Origin of the sequence: Limimaricola litoreus (assembly GCF_024159025.1) — a bacterium.
Lineage (GTDB): Bacteria > Pseudomonadota > Alphaproteobacteria > Rhodobacterales > Rhodobacteraceae > Limimaricola > Limimaricola litoreus.
In genome coordinates this window covers 1-17,120 of the sequence record NZ_JAMYXC010000306.1, presented here as the reverse complement: position 1 = coordinate 17,120, position 17,120 = coordinate 1, and the positions used below count along the sequence as shown (strand labels likewise).

Sequence of the window (17,120 nt, the reverse complement as noted above, 5' to 3'; positions counted from 1 at the left end):
CACGGCACCGTCACCATCGGCTCGGTCGAGAAATACATCACCGACACCGCTTGGGAAGAGGGCTGGGTCAAGCCGATGGCCAGCGTGAGCAGCAGCGTCGACTTGCCCGCACCGTTCGGGCCGATCAGCGCGGTGATGCCGCCCGCGGGCAGCGCCAGCGAAATGTCATGCAGCACCGGCGTGCCGTCGCGCAGGACGTGAAGCCTCTCGATCTCGATCATGTCGCGGACCTTCTCAACACGAGGACGAGGAACACCAGCCCGCCCAGGAATTCGACGATCACGGCCAGCGTGGACTGAAAGCCCAAGAGCCGCTCGAACAGGAACTGCCCCGCCACGAGGATCAGCGCCCCGAGCGCGGCGGCGGCGGGAACGAGCGCGGCGTGGTGGGGATGGCGCAGCAGCGCCTGCGCCAGCGCCGCGGCGAGCAGGCCCAGAAAGGTGACCGGGCCGACGAGGGCGGTCGAGACCGCCACCATCACCGCGATCAGCCCCAGCACGACCATCACGAAGCGGTCGAAATCGAGCCCGAGCGTGATCGCCTTGTCGCGGCCCAGAAGCGCGAGGTCGAGCCTCGGCGAAAGCCGCCAGGCAAGCGCGAGCGCGAGGCCGAGGAGCGGCGCGGCGATGGCCAGCTGCGTGGCATCCACCGCGCCGAAGCTGGCAAAGCTCGCCTGCTGCACCACGGCGAATTCGGAAGGTTCCAACAGCCGCTGCGCAAAGCCCGACAGGCCGCGCAGCATCACGCCCAGGATCAGCCCGCTGAGCACGAGACGGATCAGGTCGCCCGCGCCGCGCCTGAGCAGCAGGCCGAACAGCGCCATCCCCGCCCCGGCGAGACAGGCGGTCTCGATCAGGAAGGCCGGCAGCGTCGGCAGCGTGGCATAGCCCGCCCCTCCGAGCGCCAGCACCAGCATGGTCTGGAGAAAGACGAACAGCGCGTCGAAGCCGACGATGCCGGGCGTGATCAGCCGGTTTCCGGCCACGGTCTGGAACAGCACCGTCGCCGCCCCCGTGGCCGCCCCGACGATCAGCAGCGCGGCAAGCTTGGTCGCGCGCAGCGACAGGATGAAGCCCATCGGCGCGCGCAGGTTCCACAGCAGGAAGCAGGCGCAGCCCAGGGCCAGCACCCCCGCCGTCAGGATCAGGCGACGCTCAGCCATGGGCGGGGCCCTCCCGGCGCGGGGCATGCAGCAGATACAGGAAGACCCCGGCCCCGGCCACGGCAAAGACCGTCCCGGCCGGGATCTCGTAGGGAAAGCGCACGAGGCGGCCGACCACGTCGGCGGCGAGCACCGCCGCCCCGCCCGACAGCGCGATCGTCCCGAGATTGGCGCGCAGGTTGTCGCCGCGCATCCGCGAGACGATGTTGGGCACCACCAGCCCGACGAAGGGCAAGGCGCCCACCGTCACCACCACCACCGCCACGGTGACCGAGACGATGCCCAGCCCCAGCACGAGGGTCTGGCGGTAATCGAGCCCGAGCGAGCGGGCCTGCGCCTCGCCCAGCCCGAGGATGGTGATGCGGTCGGCGGCGAGCCACAGCAGCACCCCGAGCGCCGCGACGAGCCACAACAGCTCGTAGCGCCCGCGCAGCACGCCCGAGAACTCGCCCGAGGTCCATGTGCCGAGATACTGCATCAGATCCGTGACCCAGGCCCCCCAGAGCGCGGCCGCGCCGAGGATGCCGCCATAGACGAGGCCGACCAGCGGCAAGAGCACCGGGTCGCGGCGCGGCACATGCCGCGCCAGCACCAGAAAGCCCAGCGTCCCGGCCAGCGCGGCGACGGCGGCCGCGGCCATCTTGACGATGATCGGCGCGCCCGGCGCGAGGAGGGTGATGCCCAGAAGGCCGATCATCGCGGCCTCCGGCGTGCCGGTGAGGCCGGGCTCGACCAGCCGGTTCTGCACGGTGAGCTGCACCACCACGCCCGCCAGCGCCAGCCCTGCCCCCGCCAGCAGCGCGGCGGCGGTGCGGGGCCAGCGGCTGATCGCCAGCAGCAGGCCCGCATCAGTGTCGCCGGACGACAGATCCGCGACACCGATGCCGAGGCTCGCGCCCAGCAGCAGGATGAAGAACAGGGCAAGTGGAAGACGCATGGCTTACTCGGCGAAGCCCGCTTCGATCTGGTCCAGCGTGCCCATCAGCGAGCCGATGCCGCCACCGGCGAGATAAAGCGGCGCGCTGTCGAGATAGAGGATCCGGTCGTTCTGCGCCGCCTTGGTCCCGGCGACCAGCGGGTTGTCGAGCGTCGCCTGCGCCGCTTCGCCGTCCTGGCCGATGGCGGCGCCGCGGTCGATGACGAGGATCCAGTCCGGATCGACCTCGGCGATGAACTCGAAGGAGACCGCCTCGCCATGGGTTTCGGCGTCGAGCTCGGGATGGGCCTCGGGCAGGTCCAGCGCGGCGTGCAGCCAGCCGAAGCGCGACTCGGCGCCATAGGCCGAGACCTTGCCGCCATTGGTCATCAGGATCAGCGCATCGCCCTTGTCGGCGACGGTGTCGCGCACCGCGGCGATCCTGTCGTCGAGCGCGCCGGTCAGCTCGGCCGCCGCCTCCGCGCGGTCGAAGATCTCGCCATAGGTGGCGACGCGGGCCCGGGCCTGCTCGATCAGCTCTTCGCCCGAGATCGTCATGTCGATGGTGGGCGCCACGGCCGAAAGCGGCTCGACCACGCTTTGCGAGCGGCCACCGGCGACGATCAGATCGGGCGCCATGACCGCCAGCGCCTCGTAATCGGGCTCGAACAGCGTGCCGACCCGTTCGACACCCTCCATCGCCTCGGCCAGATAGGCCGGCGGCGTGATCTCGGGCACCCCGGCCAGATCGACGCCGAGCGCATCCAGCGCGTCGATCGCGGCAAGGTCGAGCGCCACGACGCTCTCGGGCCTGGCGGGCACGGCGGCCTCGCCGCTTGCGGTTTCGACCTTCAAGTCGGCGGCCATCGCAAGGCCGGGCATGGCAATGGCGACAAGGCTGGTGGCGAGAATCTTCATGCGGCGTCTCCGGGTGGGGTGCGGCCTTTCCGAGTCGATGCTGGACAAGGCGCACTGTTTCAGTCAGGTATAATCCCGACAAATGAACTCAGGATTATCGGGATGCAAGACGGAATTTTCGACGAGGGGCGCTACCGGACCCCGAACGCCAGCCGCTACCTGCAGCAGCTGTGCAAGCATTTCGCGCACAAGGTCGAGGTGAGCTACGACAGCCACAGCGGCCGGGCGGCCATGCCGTTCGGCCCGGTCAGCCTGAAGGCGACGGAAGAGGAGCTGATCGTCGCCCTTTCGGTCGAGAACGGCCCCGCGCTTGCGCGCGCTCGAAAGGTCATCGACGATCACCTGGCCCGTTTCGCCTACCGCGAAGGCTTCGAGCAAATGGCGTGGCAACACCCCTGATCCCCGTCCCCGGGGCGTTTCCTTGCCATCGCGGAGGGGCGCCGGTGTGCATCTGCACAGCGATGGAGGTCGCGACGGTTCAGAGGGGGAGCCTCACCCGGCCAGGGACGGCACGGGACGGGCCGCCGATGGCGGTGGCCTGTCCCCGCGCCCCTCGCTGGGAGAGCCCTGCCCGGCCTCAGCCCTCGCTCTGCCCTTCGCCGGAACCATCGGTCTTTGCGTCTTCGACCTGCTTGAGCCGCAGCGCCTGGGTCCGGCCATCCTTGGCCTCGCCGAAGAAGATCGTCTGGTGCGGGAAGGGGATCTCGATCCCGCGCGCGTCGAAGATGCGCTTGAGGATGCCGTTATAGGCCCGGCCCAGCCCCCATTGCGTGCCCGGCAGGGTCTTGATCCGCGCCCGCACCACCACGGCGCTGTCGCCGAAGCTGTTGACGCCGAACCATTCCAGCTCGCCGATGATGTTGCCGCGCTGCTCGGGGTCGGCCTTGAGCTCTTCGAAGGCGTCGAACATCGCCTGCTTCGCCTCCTCGACATCCTCGCGGTAGGCGATCCCCATGTCGCAGACGAAATACGAGAAATCGCGCATGAAGTTCGACACCATGTCGACGCTGGAGAAGGGGACGATGTGGAAGGTGCCCTGCACGTCGCGCAAGGACACCGAGCGCACGGTCAGCTTCTCGACCACGCCGGTCGTGCCGCCCACGGTCACCACGTCGCCCACGTTCATCGCGTTCTCGAACTGGATGAAGACGCCGGTGATGATGTCCTGCACCAGCTTTTGCGCGCCGAACCCGATGGCGAGGCCCAGCACACCGGCCGAGGCCAGCAGCGGCCCGATGTCGAGCCCGATCTCGGCCAGGGCGAACATCAGCGTGAAGATCAGCAGCGCGATGGCGAAGGCGTTGCGCAGCAGCGTCAGCAAGGTGGTCTCGCGCGAGGTCGGGATCTTGCCGACCTCGGGGTTGAGCCGGTAGTCGATCCAGCTGTTCACCGCGAGCCAGATCATCGCCGCCACCAGCAGGATCAGCGCCACCGAGACGGCGCGCCCCGTCGCCTCGAGACCGACCGGCGAGGCGAACCAGCCGCTCAGATCGAAAAGCCCGATCACGTCGAGCGTGTAGATCACCACCGCCAGCGTGATCACCAGCCGCAGCGCGATCAGCACCTTGGGCACGATCGCGTTCAGGCGCGGCTCAAGCAGCGGCAGCTTGCTCCGCATCTCGGCGGGCAGCACGATGCCATGACGCAGCGCGCGGCCGATCATGCCGATGATCAGCGATCCGATCAGCGCCGCGGCCAGCACCTTGCCGGAGGCGATCAGATAGCCCGCCACCACATCGGCCGGGCGCGAGATCACCATCACGAACATGAAGGCCAGATAGGCCAGCGCGAACCAGTGCCATGTCCGGGTCAGCGTGCCCAGCGGGCCGCCGAGCCGCTGGCGCGCCGGCGCTGCGGGCGCGGCCGCATGGGTCGTGCCGGTCGCCGCCACGGGCGCGCCCGGCAGCTCCTCGGGGGCGTCCTGCTCGTCTTCGACCCGATCGGCCATCAGGCGGCGGGCGATCCAGTTGGCGACATCGTCGCGATGGCGGAACACCAGCACCACCAGATAGATCAGAATGAAGACCGAAAGCAGCGCCGAGACGCCGAGGCCCGCGGCGAAGGAGACGTTGCGGTTGACCAGCGGCAGCACCAGAAGCTGTCCGTAGCCCAGCACGCTCACCAATATGTTCACATGGCGGTTCAGCCGCAGCGCGGCGCTGTTGGACAGGTTGACCAGCCGCAGACCGCCCGTGGCCGGCGAGACAATGGCCCGGATCGCCACCTTGACCAGCTCGACCAGCAAAAAGGCGTTGAGGTAGAGCGCCTGACGGAGCCCGACCTCGGCATATTCCCCCAGCGCCATCAGCGATATCGCGTACCCCAGCGCCCATGCGGCCACGACCACCGCCGCGTCGAGCAGGGTCGAGCCCACGAAGAGGAAGAGCGTGCGCAGGAAATTGGCATGCGCGGCGCGCTCCCCCAGCCGCTGGAAGACCGGCTTCACCAGCGCCCGCAGCACCATCCAGACCGCCACCGTGATGACGATCACCAGGATCAGGCTCTGGAAGGTCTCCCACAGCACCGGCAGGTCGAGCCGCGCCAGACCGCCCAGAAGATTGCCATCGCTCGAAAAGCTGCGGAGGACCTGATCGGTCTGCGCGGCCAGCCCCTCGGCGATGTCCTGGGTGATCTGGGCGATGCGGGTTCCGATCGCCACGCGCGGCTCGATCTCGGCCACCGCTTCGGGGGCCGCCTCCAGCCCGCCGGGCGGCTCCGCATCGCCGGTCACGCGTTCCAGCTCCGCGATGAGCGCGTCGCGCGCGGTGTCGTCGCGCAGCACCTCGAGCAAGCCGGCGAGCGGCCCCGCCCCGACCTCCGCCCCAGCCTCCGCCGCGACCTCTTCGGCAGCCGCCGACTGGGCGGGCAGGATCTGGGCCATGGCCTGCGGCGGCAGGCCGAGGACGAGGCCGAGAAGCAGCCCCAGACTCAGGGCCATGACATGCATCGGTCGGGAAAAGTGTCGCGGCATCGGCGGCCTTCCTCCTTGTCGCCCGGACGGGCCCTCTCGGGTGGCCGGACGGCGGGCATTGCGGTCGGGTTGCCCGGATATCGGGCGCCCCGGATCATGGCGCGGCCCGAAGCGGGAACACGAGCCCATTCGAAGGCGGTGACTATCGCGGCTTCGGGGATGAAGAAAGGGGCATACAGCGATGAAACGACAGTCATTCCCCAAGCGGGGCGGCGCAGCGCGGTCTCATCCCGGCACCGGACGTCCCGCCGGTGTTGGCCGAGGACACGCCATGCCATGAAACGGCGCCCCTTTCACCCGGTCGCACCTTCACCGATGACCGGGGCGGGGGAGCCACCCGTTCAGGCCTGCCATCGGTCTAGGCCCCCGGAAGCAGGGCGTCGCCGCGGCACCAGCCCGGCCCTTTGCGCCGCCGCCACCCTGTCCGGCGCGCCGATTGCCGCTATAAACGCTCTCGCGCAGTCCCGCGCGATCTTGTGCAACGCGCCGTGCCGCGCATGACGGGAGACCCCATGAAGACGATCTACGTGCTCAACGGCCCGAACCTGAACCTGCTGGGCAAGCGCCAGCCCGAGATCTACGGCCACGAGACGCTGGACGACGTGGCGCGGATCTGCGCGGCGGCGGCCGCCCCCGGCTTCGAGATCCGGCTGGAGCAGTCGAACCACGAAGGCGTGCTGATCGACTGGATCCACGAGGCGCGCGAGGCGAGCTGCGGCATCGTCATCAACCCCGCCGCGCTGACCCACAGCTCGATCGCGATCCTCGACGCGCTCAACGCCTATGATCCGCCGGTGATCGAGGTGCATCTGAGCCAGGTCCACAAGCGCGAATCCTTTCGCCACCACTCTTACGTCTCGCATCGCGCCGACGCGGTGATCGCGGGTCTGGGCGTCGAAGGCTATGCCGCCGCGGTGCGCCGGATCTGCCAATTGGCCGGTTGAAGGGGCGAAAACCGACCCTCTTTGTCGCGAGATGTATCGCGGCTCGCAGGCTGTGACAGCTGGCGACAATGCCTTTGTGGCGTGGCCCTTGGGGGGCTGTCATTCCTCCCCAAGTGATCGACAGGACGGCCCGAGAGGCCGCCTTTGAGACAAAGCACAAAGGACTGACACGATGAAAACCACCAAGCTTCTGCCCACCGCCTTTCTCGTTACCGCCCTGCTCGGCGCCGGCGCCGCCATCGCCACCGCGCAGGACAACACCGCCCCCACCGCCGAGGCGCCCGCCGCCCAGTCCGAGAACGCGCCCGAAGAGGGCCGGGGGGTCATGGAGCGCGGCGAGCGTGGCGAACGCGGCGGCCATGACCGCGAGCGCGGCGGCAAGGGCGGGCGCGGCCACCACGGCGGGCCGCGCGGCGGCATGATGATGCAGCAATTCCTGGAGCAGGCCGACGCGAATGGCGACGGGACCCTCACCCAGGCCGAGATCGACGAGTTCCGCGCCGCCCAGCTGGCCGAGCACGACGCCGACGGCGACGGTGCGCTGTCGATCGAGGAATACGAGGCGCTCCACGCCGAGCAGACCCGCGACCGCATGGTCGATGCCTTCCAGCGTCTCGACGCGGATGGCGACGGCGCGATCACGGCCGAGGAAATGAACGCCCGCACCGGCAACATCGTCGAGCGGATGGACCGCGACGGCGACGGCGCGCTCTCCCCGGCCGACCGCGGCCGCCGCTGAACCGGCAACAGGCCGCAAGGCCTTTGCCCGGCGGGGGGTGATCCCTCCCGCCACGGGGCGCGGCGTCCTCCTCCGCCGCGCCCCTCATGGCCGTTCAGCCGCTCGCGTCGCGCTCCAGCCGCGTGACCGAGATGGGCGGCAGCTCGAGCCCCTCGACCTGCACCGCCTGCGTGGTGTGGTTGAACCAGAACCGCTCGCGCGCCGTATCGCGGCGGCGGATGCCCTCGGGCAGCTCGACCGTGTTGAGCCCCGCGCGCGCGCAAAGCGCCGCGAGAATGCGCCGCGCGGCCTGCCGGTCGGGCCAGCCGCCCAGATAGCTCACCCGTCCCTCGCGCATCATCGCGGGCGCGCCCTGCGCGTCGCGCTCGATCACCCGCGCCGCCCCTTCCAGCACCTCGCGGTAGCCCGAAAAGCCTCCGCCCTGCTCCAGCGCCACCGGACAATCGGGGCGCAGGCTCTCAATATGCGCCACCGTCACGTCAAGGCCCGGAAAAGCGGGGGGCAGCGGCACGGGGATCGAGAATTCGCCATCCCGCGCGCCGGATCGTGGCCCGATCAGCACCTCGGCATCGAGGCCCGCCAGCGCGGATTTCAGATCCTCGGCCATGTGCATCAGCCCCGGCGCGGCGATGAGCCTATAGCCCGTAAAGTCGCGGGTCGTGGCGGGAAGGATGTCGATCGACAGGCCCAAGCCCCGCATCGCCTTGTATAGATCGAGCACGAGGCCGAAGTAGCTCAGCCCCGCCCCATGCGGCTGCACCGCCCATGCGGCGTCGGCGTCGTAATCGAAGACGATCGCCACCTCGGCCCGCGCGGGCGAGACATCGGGGGCCTGCGCGATCTCGCGCGCGACCTGTGCCGCCTCCTCCAGCCCCGGTGCAGGCTGGCTGTCGGGGCGCAACAGCCCCGAATGCAGCTGCTCCTGGGCAAAGGGCGCCTGCCGCCAGCGGAAGTAGCTCACGCAATCCGCGCCATGGGCAAAGGCCTCCCAGCTCCACAGCCGGACCATGCCCGGACGCGGCGCGGGGTTGTGCGGGGCCCAGTTCACCGGCCCCGGCTGCTGCTCCATCACCCACATCCTCCCCCGGCCCACGGCGCGGTAGAGGTCGTGGTGAAAGGCCTGGAAATCCGGCTCGCCCTGCCGCGCGAAATCGCGCTGCACCTGCGCGCTGGCGCCGGCGCGGTCTTCGAGAAAGCCCAGAGGGTAGCTGTCCCACGACGCGAAATCGAGATCCGCACCAACCGCGAAGTGATCGAAATCGGTGATCCGGCCCATGTAGTTGTGGGTGATCGGCGCGGAAGAGCGCGCGCGGATGATCCCGACCTGTCGGCGGTTGAAGGCCACGACCTGAGCGGAGGAGAACCGCCGGAAGGCCAGCGCATGCGCCGGGTTGGGCTCGGTCACGGTGAGGTTGGGCAGGTCGATCTCGTCGAAATCGCGGTAGGCCATCGACCAGAAAACATTGCCCCAGGCGGCGTTGAGCGCGTCGATGTCGCCGTGCCGCTCCTCAAGCCAGCGCCGGAAGGCCAGCCGCGCCGCGTCGGAATAGGAGATCGTGGTGTCGTGGCAGCCGTATTCATTGTCGGTCTGCCACGCCGCGACATGTTCATTGCGTCCGTATCTCTCGGCCAGAAGCGTCACGATCCGGTCGCTCTCGGCGGCGTAGCCCTCGTGGGAGAAGCAGTAGTGTCTGCGCGAGCCGAACTTGCGCGTCCGCCCCTCGGCGTCCACCGCCAGCATGTCGGGGTGCCGCTCCAGCATCCAGCGCGGCGGCGTGGCGGTGGGCGTGCCGAGCACGACCCTGAGCCCTGCCTCGCCCAGCGTCCAGATCGCCTCGTCGAGCCAGTCGAAGCGCAGATCACCCGGCGCGGGCTCCAGCCGCTCCCATGCGAATTCACCGATCCGCACCCATGTCAGCCCGGTCTCGGCCATGCGGCGCGCATCCTCGGCCCAGAGGCTCCGGGGCCAGTGTTCGGGATAGTAGCAACAGCCCAGTGTGCGGGTGAGGTCGGTCATGTCTGCCTGCCTGTCGGGGGTCATGCGCGCCTGCCCTCGATCACCCAGATGGTATCGGGAAAGGCGGCGGGAAGCTGGAGGCCCTGGCTCATCAGATAGGCCCCCGGAAGCTCGACCGCGCCGCGCGCAAGCGCGACGTCGCCGCGCGAGGCGGGGCCGATGTCCTGCCCGTTGGCCAGCTCCAGCCGGTAGAGCGCATCCGGCTCCAGCCCGGTGAGCGCGAGGGGGCGCGGCAGGATCTGTGCGGAGGTGCCCGCGCGCCCCGCAAAGACGACGAAGCGGTCGCTCGCCTCGGCGATCTGCATCTCGGCGATGACGCTCGTATCAATGCTGTCGAGCCGGTGGATCTCGGCCCGCATGGTCCAGTCGCGGTTGGCCTTCCACCAGGCGGTGACGCGGGTGAGCACCTGCGCCTCCTCTTCCGAAAGCTCGCGCGGGTCCATCTCGAAGCCCATGTGCCGCTGCGCCGCGACCCAGGCGCGCATCGGCATCGACAGCACCCGCCCCGAGGTGTGGCACTGGCGCGGGCCGACATGGCTGCCGGTGATCGCCGCCGGAAGGAACAGCGCCGCGTCGTGCTGGATGCGCAGCCGCTCCACCGCGTCGTTGCTGTCAGACAGCCAGACCCGCTGCGTGCGCGCGAGAATGCCCGCATCGATCCGCCCGCCGCCAGAGGCGCAGCTTTCGATCTCGACCTCCGGAAAGGCCGCGCGCAGCCGGTCCAGAAGCGCGTAGACGCCCCGCGTCTGCGCCGCGTCGGGATGGGGCAGAAGCCGGTTGTGATCCCACTTGATGTAGTCGATCGCGTGATCGTCGAGCATCGCGCCGATGTGGTCGAAGAGGTAATCGCGCACCTCCGGGTTGGCCAAGTCGAGCACGCGCTGCTGGCGCCCCTCGATCTGGTCCATCGGCCCGAGCGTCCAGTCGGGATGGGCGCGGAAAGTCTCGCTCTCGGCGTTGATCATCTCGGGCTCGAACCAGATGCCGAAGCTCATGCCGAGGTCATGCACGTGATCGATCAGCGGGGTCAGCCCCTCGGGATACTTGCGCGCGTCGACCCACCAGTCGCCCAAGGAGGAGGTGTCGTCGTCGCGCCGCCCGAACCAGCCATCGTCGAGCACGAAGCGCTCCGCGCCCAGGGCACTCGCGCGCGTGGCGATCTGTTTCAGCTCGGCCACGTCGTGATCGAAATAGACCGCCTCCCAGCAGTTGTAATGCACCGGGCGCGGGCGCTCGGGCGCGGGCCATGTCACCACCCGGTCGCGAATATGGCGCTGGAACGCGGTGGCGCAGCCGTTGAGCCCCGCGCGCGAGAAGGTGACCAAGAGCGGCGCCGTAGCGGCATGGGTGACCGGTTCCAGCTCGGTGCCGCTCGCATGACCGAACTGCACCTGCCGCCGCCCGTCGGGCAGCTCCTCGGCCAGCATCCGGTGCCCGCCCGACCAGCCATATTGCAGCGCCCAGGCCGCGCCGGCGGTGTTGGTGGCGCCGCGCCCCGGCAGGATCAGCCCCGGGAAATGCTCGTGCCCCGAACGGCCGGTGCGTGCCTCGCGCATCCGGATGCCCGCCGACCACGGCATGCGCTGCAACTGGAACTCGCCGATCCAGCGGCCCGAGACGTCGATCATCTCGTCCGACAGCTGCGGGCCGGGCAGCACCGGTGCTGCGAGCCAGTCGAGGATCACCGGCGCCTCGCTCTCTATCTCGGCCCATAGCGTCAGCACATGGGTCTGCGGATCGATGGCGAAATGCGCGGCGTAGCGCAGCCCGATCTGTGCGTCCCCGGCCCGCACGGTGAGCGTGCTCTCCTCGGCCTCCACGTCCAGAAGCCGCAGCCTCGGGCGCAGCACCCGGCCAGAGGCATCGCGCAGCGACAGGCCCGGCTGGCCGGGAAAACCACGCTCCGCCTCGGGGCAGATCGACAAGCTCGGGTTCGCATCGAGCATCCCGCCGGTGACATCGCGCGCCTCGGCCGCCGCGATGGCGGAAAGGTCGCACCCCTTGGGCAGCGGCGCGCCCCAGTAGGTGACGCAAGGCAGCCGCCCGCCCGATCCGGCCAGAACGAGGGTCTGGTTGAAGCTGTCGAGACGCCAGCAGTCGGTCATTTCACGGCTCCCAGCGTCAGGCCCGCGATGAAGTGGCGCTGCATCAGGAAGAACATCGCCACCGGCGGCAAGGCGGCGACGATGCTGCCCGCGCTCATCAGGTGATAGGCCGCGCGGTATTGCGCGTTGAAGGAGGTGATCCCCGCCGTCACCGGCTGGCTTTCGGCCCCCTGGGTCAGCACCACGGCCCAGAAATAGTCGTTCCAGATGAAGGTGAAGATGAGGACAGCGAGCGCCGCGATCGCGGGCTTCATCAGCGGCAGCACGACGAACCAGAAGATCCGCCACTCCGCCACGCCCTCGACCCGGGCCGCCTCGATCAGCTCATAGGGCAGCGCGCGGATGAAGTTGCGCATGAACAGCGTGCAGAACCCGGTCTGGAAGGCGATGTGAAACAGCACCAGCCCGGTCTTGGTGTTGTAGAGGCCAAGGTCGAGCGTAAGATCGCGCACCGGCACCATCAGGATCTGGAAGGGCACGAAATTGCCCGCCACGAAGAGAAAGAAGATCCACAGGTTGGCGCGGAACTTGTAGATGCCGAGCGCAAAGCCCGTCATGCACGACAGCGCCACCGCCCCGATCACCGTCGGCACGGTGATCAGCACCGAGTTCAGCAGATAGCGCGGCATGTCGCTTTCGAAGAAGACCTTGGAGTAGTTGGTGATCCCCTCGAAGGACGACGGCCAGCCCCAGTAATTGGCATTGGCGAAATCGGCGTCGGGCCGGATCGAAAAGACGGCGACGGCGATCAGCGGCAGGAGCCACAGCACGAGAGCGGCGGGAATGAGCGCCTGGTAGGCGAATTGCGCGGGGCGCGAGGCGCGCTCGATGGGTGCGGGAAACATCTCAGTCCTCCTCCAGGGGGGGCAGTTCGGCCTGTGCCGTCTTGGTCAGCCCCGCGCGTATCCGGGCGTAGCTCGTGGCGATGCGGTGGCGGGCCTCCTCCGGGTCGAGCCCGTCGAGGGTCAGCCCCACCCAGGCGCCGCGAAAATAAGGCGGCCGATGCGCGGCCCCCGCCGCGACCAGCATCTCGGCGGTCTCGCGGTCGGGCGTGGCGACGACCACGGTTTCGGTGTTGCTCTCGCGCTTTTCGCCGTCGCCCCAGCAGGCGAACATCTTGCCGCCGACCTTCCAGGAATCGAGCTCGCCGGGGCCCGAGCGCACCGCGCCGGGCCGTGCGGCGCAGATCGCGTCGAACTCGCCCCGGGTCATCGGCCGCGCTCCTCGCGGTACATCGACCACAGGAAGTAGGTGATGAAGACCAGCATGATCAGGAACAGCACCACCGCGATGGCCGCACCGTAACCCATGCGGAAGCCGTATTCTGACAAGGCCACCTCGAACATGTAGAAGCTGAGCACCCGGCTTTGCCCGAAGGGGCCGCCCGCCGTCATGATCGAAATGAGGTCGAAGGAGCGCAGCGCGCCGATGATCGTCACCACGAAGGCGATGAAGGTCGCCGGTTTGAGCTGCGGCAGGATGATGTGCCACAGCATCCGGAAGCCCTTGGCATTGTCGAGACGCCCCGCCTCGATCTGCTCGGGGTCCACGGCGTTGAGCCCGGTGAGATAGAGGATCATGCAATAGGCGGTCTGCGGCCAGAGCCCGGCGGCGATGATGCCGTAGGTGACGTAGCGCTCGTCGCCCAGCACGTTGACGGGCCCGGCGCCGAACCAGCCCAGCATGACGTTGAGAAGGCCGAAGGACGGGTCGTAGAACCAGCTGAACACCAGCCCGACGACGACCTGGCTGATCACGAAAGGAAAGAAGAACAGCGATTTGTAGATGCGGATGCCGGTGACGGTCTGATTGAGGAACAGCGCGATGGCGAGCCCCGCCGGGATCGCCAGCAGATAGAGCACCAGCCAGATGACGTTGTTCCTCAGCGAGGTGTAGAAGGCGTCGTCCCAGTACATCTCCTCGTAATTGCGCAGCCCCACGTATTCGGCCGCCCCCAGCCCGTCCCATTCGTAAAGCGAGACGTTGAAGCTCTGGAACACCGGGATCAGCACGTAGACCGCGAAGAACAGGATGCCCGGCGCGAGAAAGAGCCACGGCGTTATGGCGATCTGATTGCGGCGCCACCACGAGCGCGGCGCGGGCCCGGGGGCTGGCCGGGGCGCGGTGGAGGGCGGAAGCGGGGCCATGGCAGCACCTTTCGAACGGGGACGGGGCCTCGGGATAAGAAAGCGCCGGGGGCGGAAGAACCGCCCCCGGCAGGCGCGTCGCGCGATCAGTAGATCCGCTGGCGCGCGCGCTCGAGCCGATCAAGGATGCGGTCGATATTGTCGGGCTTGACCATGAACTCCTGGAAGCCCTCCATCGCCACCTTGGCCATCTCGGCAGGTGCGTCGCGGTCGAAGAACTGCGCCACGCCGCCGGGGCTGTTGGACGACAGCGTCTCGAAGCCCTCTTTGAGGAACTTGTCGTCATCCACCGAGGAATTGGCGTTGACCGGAAGCTGCCCCAGCGCGTCGCCCGCGTTGATCGTGGTCTGGTTCTCGGCCGAGGTCACGAACTTGAGGAAGGCGCGCGCGGCCTCCTTGTTTTCCGCACCCGACGGGATGTGGAAGGTGTCGGTCGGCGCGTCCTCGGCCAGCTCCACGTCCCCGTTGATCGCCGGGAACTGGTAGTAGTCGATCTGCTCGTCGGTGAGCCCCGCCTCGCGCAGCGGTGCGACGGCGAAGTTGCCCATGAGGTAGGCCGCCGCCTCGCCGTTGACCATGAAGGGCAGCGCCTCCTGCCAGCTGTAGGCGGTGTGGTTGTCGATGAAGGCGCCCATCTCGATGAGCTCGGCCCAGTTGGCGAAGGTCTGCTTCACCCGCTCGTCGGTCCACTCCACCTCGCCCGCGGTCAGGGCCATGTGGAAGTCATAGCCGTTGGTGCGCATGTTGAGGTAGTCGAACCAGCCGGCGGCGGTCCACAGGAACTTGGTGCCGATGGTGAAGCACTTGATGTCGTTGTCCAGAAGCGTCTGGCAGTTCGACTTGAACGTCTCCCAGTCCTGCGGCTCCTCCAGCCCGTGCTCCTCGTAGAGGTCTTTGCGGTAATAGACGCCCCACTGGTAGTAGGTATAGGGCACGCCCCACTGCTTGCCGTCGAGCGTCATCGCGCCCTTGGTCGAGGCGAGGCTCTCGCTCATCTCGCCCTCCCACAGGTCCGAGACATCCTCGAACAGACCGGCATCGACATAGGGCGCCATGCGGTTGCCCGCGTACCAGTTCGCCACATCCGGCGGGTTGGCGGTGAGGAAGTTGCGGATCTGCGTCTTGTAGGCTTCGCGGTCGATCACCGTCAGCTCGATGTCGAGATCGGGATGCATCTCGCCGAAGCGCTCGATCATCCCCTCCATCACCGCGCGCGGCGCCGGGTTCGACATGTCCGAAAAGATCTTCAGCTCGCCCGACAGCGCCATCTCGTGGCTTTCGGCGAATGCGCCGCTGGCCAGCGTCGTCGACATGGCCAGCGCGGCAAGCGCGGCCCGGTAGTGAGTAACCATGGTCTCCTCCCCATTTCTCTCCGCAAATCCGGTCTCATTATTTGAGACTAAGTTTTGCATATTGAAATCATACGCCGGTCTGCCCTATGCTTGTCAACAGCCCAAGCGCGCATCGGCGGGCGAAACGACGGGGGAGGACGCGAAATGACGGCGCAGCGGAGCGAGACCCAGGTGGGCGACGGCACCATCGGCAAGGCCGTGGCGGTGCTCGACCTCGTGGCGGGCTTCGAACGCCCGGTGCGCTTCAACGAACTGCGCGAACGCTCGCCCTTTCCCAAGGCCACGCTCTACCGCCTGCTGCAGACGCTGACGAATCAGGGGCTGCTGGCGCTCGACCCCGAGCGGCAGACCTATGCGCCGGGGCTGCGGCTGATGCGTCTGGCCCATGCGGCGTGGGAGCAATCCTCGCTCGCTCCGGTCGCGCGCCCGCATCTGGCCCGGCTCGCCGCCCGCGCCTGCGAGACGGTGCATCTCGCGCAGCTCGACGCCGGACAGGTGCTTTATGTCGACAAGCGCGTGCCCTCGCGCCCGGTCGAGATGTTCAGCCAGGCCGGCAAGGTCGGCCCCGCCCATTGCACCGGCGTCGGCAAGGCGATGCTGGCCTTTCTGGAGGGGGAGGCGCTCGACCGGGCGGTGGCGCTGCAAAGCTTCTACCGCTTCACCCCGCACACGCTCACCGATGCGGAGAGCCTGCGCGCCGAGCTGGCCGAGATCCGCGACCGCGGCTACGCCTTCGATCGCGAGGAGCACGAGCCGGGCATCATCTGCGTGGCGATGCCGATCCTCTCGGCGCGCGGCCGGGTGATCGGCGCGCTGTCGGTCACCTCGGTGACCGCCCGCAAGACACTGGACGACTTGGAAAAGATGGTGCCGCTGCTGCGCGAGACGGCGGCGTGCATCTCGAAGGACACGGAGGCGTGGCGCTTTCCCGATCAGGGACAGGCCCGCGACAAGGGAGAGAGCAATGTCTGACGTCACCCTGCGCAAGCTGGTGAAGCGCTATGGCGAGGTCGAGGTGATCCACGGGGTCGATCTCGACATCGCCGACGGCGAATTCGTGGTCTTCGTCGGCCCATCGGGCTGCGGCAAGTCCACGCTCTTGCGGATGATCGCGGGGCTCGAGGAGACCAGCTCGGGCGAGATCCGCATCGGCGAGACCGACGTCACCCGCGCCGATCCGGCCGATCGCGGCGTCGCCATGGTGTTCCAGACCTACGCGCTCTACCCGCATATGTCGGTCGAGGAGAACATGGGCTTCGGGCTGAAGATGACAGGCCACGCCAAATCCGAGATCAAGGAGAAGGTCCGCGAGGCGAGCCGCATCCTCAAGCTCGACGACTATCTCGCGCGCAAGCCCAAGGCGCTCTCGGGCGGGCAGCGCCAGCGCGTCGCCATCGGCCGCGCCATCGTGCGCGGGCCGGAGGTGTTTCTCTTCGACGAGCCGCTGTCGAACCTCGACGCCGAGCTTCGGGTCGACATGCGGGTGGAGATCGCGCGGCTGCACAAGGAGATCGGCGCGACGATGATCTACGTCACCCACGATCAGGTCGAGGCGATGACGCTGGCCGACAAGATCGTGGTGCTGAGGGGCGGCAACATCGAGCAGGTCGGCGCGCCGATGGATCTCTACCGCGATCCCGACAACCGCTTCGTCGCGGGCTTCATCGGCTCTCCTGCGATGAACTTCGTCGGCGGCTCGGTGGCCGAGGGCGGCGTTCTGGCCCCCGGCCTCGGGGCGCAGACCCTGCCCAGCGGCGTGGCCCTGCCCGCGCCCGGCGCGGAGGTGATCGTCGGCATCCGCCCGCAGCACCTCACCCTCGCGCCAGGCGACAGCCACCTTGTCGATCTG

At 68.5% G+C, this 17,120-nt stretch carries 16 protein-coding genes; 5 read left to right on the top strand and 11 right to left on the bottom strand.

Annotation, left to right across the window (positions count from 1 at the left end):
• The 4 genes from NHG85_RS19980 to NHG85_RS18670 all read right to left on the bottom strand — a co-directional run.
• A partial coding sequence (locus tag NHG85_RS19980; protein WP_253335241.1) for an ATP-binding cassette domain-containing protein occupies positions 1-221 on the bottom strand: 221 nt, incomplete at its 3' end.
• Positions 218-1,162: an iron chelate uptake ABC transporter family permease subunit gene (locus tag NHG85_RS18680; protein ID WP_253335240.1), complete on the bottom strand. Its 945-nt coding sequence runs from the start codon at positions 1,160-1,162 to the stop codon at positions 218-220. The genes NHG85_RS19980 and NHG85_RS18680, both read right to left, overlap by 4 nt.
• A complete protein-coding gene (locus NHG85_RS18675) occupies positions 1,155-2,099 on the bottom strand; it encodes an iron chelate uptake ABC transporter family permease subunit (protein WP_253335239.1) in 945 nt (314 codons plus the stop codon). Before NHG85_RS18675 ends, NHG85_RS18680 begins: the two co-directional genes overlap by 8 nt.
• Before the next feature lie 3 nt (positions 2,100-2,102).
• Entirely contained in the window at positions 2,103-2,996 is an 894-nt protein-coding gene (locus NHG85_RS18670) for a siderophore ABC transporter substrate-binding protein (protein ID WP_253335238.1), read from the bottom strand.
• Positions 2,997-3,098: 102 nt separating this feature from the next.
• On the opposite strand from NHG85_RS18670, the gene NHG85_RS18665 reads away from it, so the two are divergent.
• On the top strand, positions 3,099-3,395 hold the full coding sequence (locus tag NHG85_RS18665; RefSeq protein ID WP_253335236.1) for a DUF2218 domain-containing protein: 297 nt from the start codon (positions 3,099-3,101) through the stop codon (positions 3,393-3,395).
• A 178-nt stretch (positions 3,396-3,573) separates the two neighbouring features.
• On the opposite strand, the gene NHG85_RS18660 is transcribed toward NHG85_RS18665, so the two are convergent.
• A complete protein-coding gene (locus NHG85_RS18660) occupies positions 3,574-5,934 on the bottom strand; it encodes a mechanosensitive ion channel domain-containing protein (protein WP_253335234.1) in 2,361 nt (786 codons plus the stop codon).
• A 545-nt stretch (positions 5,935-6,479) separates the two neighbouring features.
• On the opposite strand from NHG85_RS18660, the gene aroQ reads away from it, so the two are divergent.
• Both aroQ and NHG85_RS18650 read left to right on the top strand, forming a co-directional pair.
• Complete coding sequence (gene aroQ / locus NHG85_RS18655) at positions 6,480-6,911, top strand: type II 3-dehydroquinate dehydratase (protein WP_253335232.1); 432 nt, start codon at positions 6,480-6,482, stop codon at positions 6,909-6,911.
• Positions 6,912-7,083: 172 nt separating this feature from the next.
• A complete protein-coding gene (locus tag NHG85_RS18650) occupies positions 7,084-7,650 on the top strand; it encodes an EF-hand domain-containing protein (RefSeq protein ID WP_253335230.1) in 567 nt (188 codons plus the stop codon).
• 94 nt (positions 7,651-7,744) lie between these two features.
• On the opposite strand, the gene NHG85_RS18645 is transcribed toward NHG85_RS18650, so the two are convergent.
• From NHG85_RS18645 to NHG85_RS18620, 6 genes are all read right to left on the bottom strand, one after another.
• A complete protein-coding gene (locus NHG85_RS18645) occupies positions 7,745-9,667 on the bottom strand; it encodes a beta-galactosidase (protein WP_253335228.1) in 1,923 nt (640 codons plus the stop codon).
• A gap of 20 nt (positions 9,668-9,687) precedes the next feature.
• Complete coding sequence (locus NHG85_RS18640) at positions 9,688-11,772, bottom strand: alpha-galactosidase (protein WP_253335226.1); 2,085 nt, start codon at positions 11,770-11,772, stop codon at positions 9,688-9,690.
• A complete protein-coding gene (locus NHG85_RS18635) occupies positions 11,769-12,617 on the bottom strand; it encodes a carbohydrate ABC transporter permease (RefSeq protein ID WP_253335224.1) in 849 nt (282 codons plus the stop codon). The genes NHG85_RS18640 and NHG85_RS18635 overlap by 4 nt, the downstream gene beginning before the upstream one ends.
• A 1-nt stretch (position 12,618) precedes the next feature.
• Positions 12,619-12,984: an MmcQ/YjbR family DNA-binding protein gene (locus NHG85_RS18630; protein ID WP_253335223.1), complete on the bottom strand. Its 366-nt coding sequence runs from the start codon at positions 12,982-12,984 to the stop codon at positions 12,619-12,621.
• The gene (locus NHG85_RS18625) at positions 12,981-13,919 is read right to left on the bottom strand and encodes a carbohydrate ABC transporter permease (protein ID WP_253335222.1); all 939 of its coding nucleotides are present in this window, start codon (positions 13,917-13,919) and stop codon (positions 12,981-12,983) included. The genes NHG85_RS18630 and NHG85_RS18625 overlap by 4 nt, the downstream gene beginning before the upstream one ends.
• 86 nt (positions 13,920-14,005) lie before the next feature.
• The gene (locus NHG85_RS18620) at positions 14,006-15,271 is read right to left on the bottom strand and encodes an ABC transporter substrate-binding protein (RefSeq protein WP_253335221.1); all 1,266 of its coding nucleotides are present in this window, start codon (positions 15,269-15,271) and stop codon (positions 14,006-14,008) included.
• A gap of 144 nt (positions 15,272-15,415) precedes the next feature.
• Here NHG85_RS18620 and NHG85_RS18615 point away from each other — a divergent pair, with 144 nt between their 5' ends.
• A complete protein-coding gene (locus tag NHG85_RS18615; protein ID WP_253335220.1) occupies positions 15,416-16,243 on the top strand; it encodes an IclR family transcriptional regulator in 828 nt (275 codons plus the stop codon).
• Positions 16,236-17,120: ABC transporter ATP-binding protein (locus tag NHG85_RS18610; RefSeq protein WP_253335219.1), on the top strand; the 885-nt coding region annotated here is incomplete at its 3' end. The genes NHG85_RS18615 and NHG85_RS18610, both read left to right, overlap by 8 nt.

What these genes read in the sequence shown, in the direction of transcription:
- NHG85_RS18680 (WP_253335240.1), bottom strand. Translation starts at nt 1,162, where the DNA reads ATGGCTGAGCGTCGCCTGATCCTGACGGCGGGGGTGCTGGCCCTGGGC.
- NHG85_RS18675 (WP_253335239.1), bottom strand. Translation starts at nt 2,099, where the DNA reads ATGCGTCTTCCACTTGCCCTGTTCTTCATCCTGCTGCTGGGCGCGAGC.
- NHG85_RS18670 (WP_253335238.1), bottom strand. Translation starts at nt 2,996, where the DNA reads ATGAAGATTCTCGCCACCAGCCTTGTCGCCATTGCCATGCCCGGCCTT.
- NHG85_RS18665 (WP_253335236.1), top strand. Translation starts at nt 3,099, where the DNA reads ATGCAAGACGGAATTTTCGACGAGGGGCGCTACCGGACCCCGAACGCC.
- NHG85_RS18660 (WP_253335234.1), bottom strand. Translation starts at nt 5,934, where the DNA reads ATGGCCCTGAGTCTGGGGCTGCTTCTCGGCCTCGTCCTCGGCCTGCCG.
- aroQ (WP_253335232.1), top strand. Translation starts at nt 6,480, where the DNA reads ATGAAGACGATCTACGTGCTCAACGGCCCGAACCTGAACCTGCTGGGC.
- NHG85_RS18650 (WP_253335230.1), top strand. Translation starts at nt 7,084, where the DNA reads ATGAAAACCACCAAGCTTCTGCCCACCGCCTTTCTCGTTACCGCCCTG.
- NHG85_RS18645 (WP_253335228.1), bottom strand. Translation starts at nt 9,667, where the DNA reads ATGACCGACCTCACCCGCACACTGGGCTGTTGCTACTATCCCGAACAC.
- NHG85_RS18640 (WP_253335226.1), bottom strand. Translation starts at nt 11,772, where the DNA reads ATGACCGACTGCTGGCGTCTCGACAGCTTCAACCAGACCCTCGTTCTG.
- NHG85_RS18635 (WP_253335224.1), bottom strand. Translation starts at nt 12,617, where the DNA reads ATGTTTCCCGCACCCATCGAGCGCGCCTCGCGCCCCGCGCAATTCGCC.
- NHG85_RS18630 (WP_253335223.1), bottom strand. Translation starts at nt 12,984, where the DNA reads ATGACCCGGGGCGAGTTCGACGCGATCTGCGCCGCACGGCCCGGCGCG.
- NHG85_RS18625 (WP_253335222.1), bottom strand. Translation starts at nt 13,919, where the DNA reads ATGGCCCCGCTTCCGCCCTCCACCGCGCCCCGGCCAGCCCCCGGGCCC.
- NHG85_RS18620 (WP_253335221.1), bottom strand. Translation starts at nt 15,271, where the DNA reads ATGGTTACTCACTACCGGGCCGCGCTTGCCGCGCTGGCCATGTCGACG.
- NHG85_RS18615 (WP_253335220.1), top strand. Translation starts at nt 15,416, where the DNA reads ATGACGGCGCAGCGGAGCGAGACCCAGGTGGGCGACGGCACCATCGGC.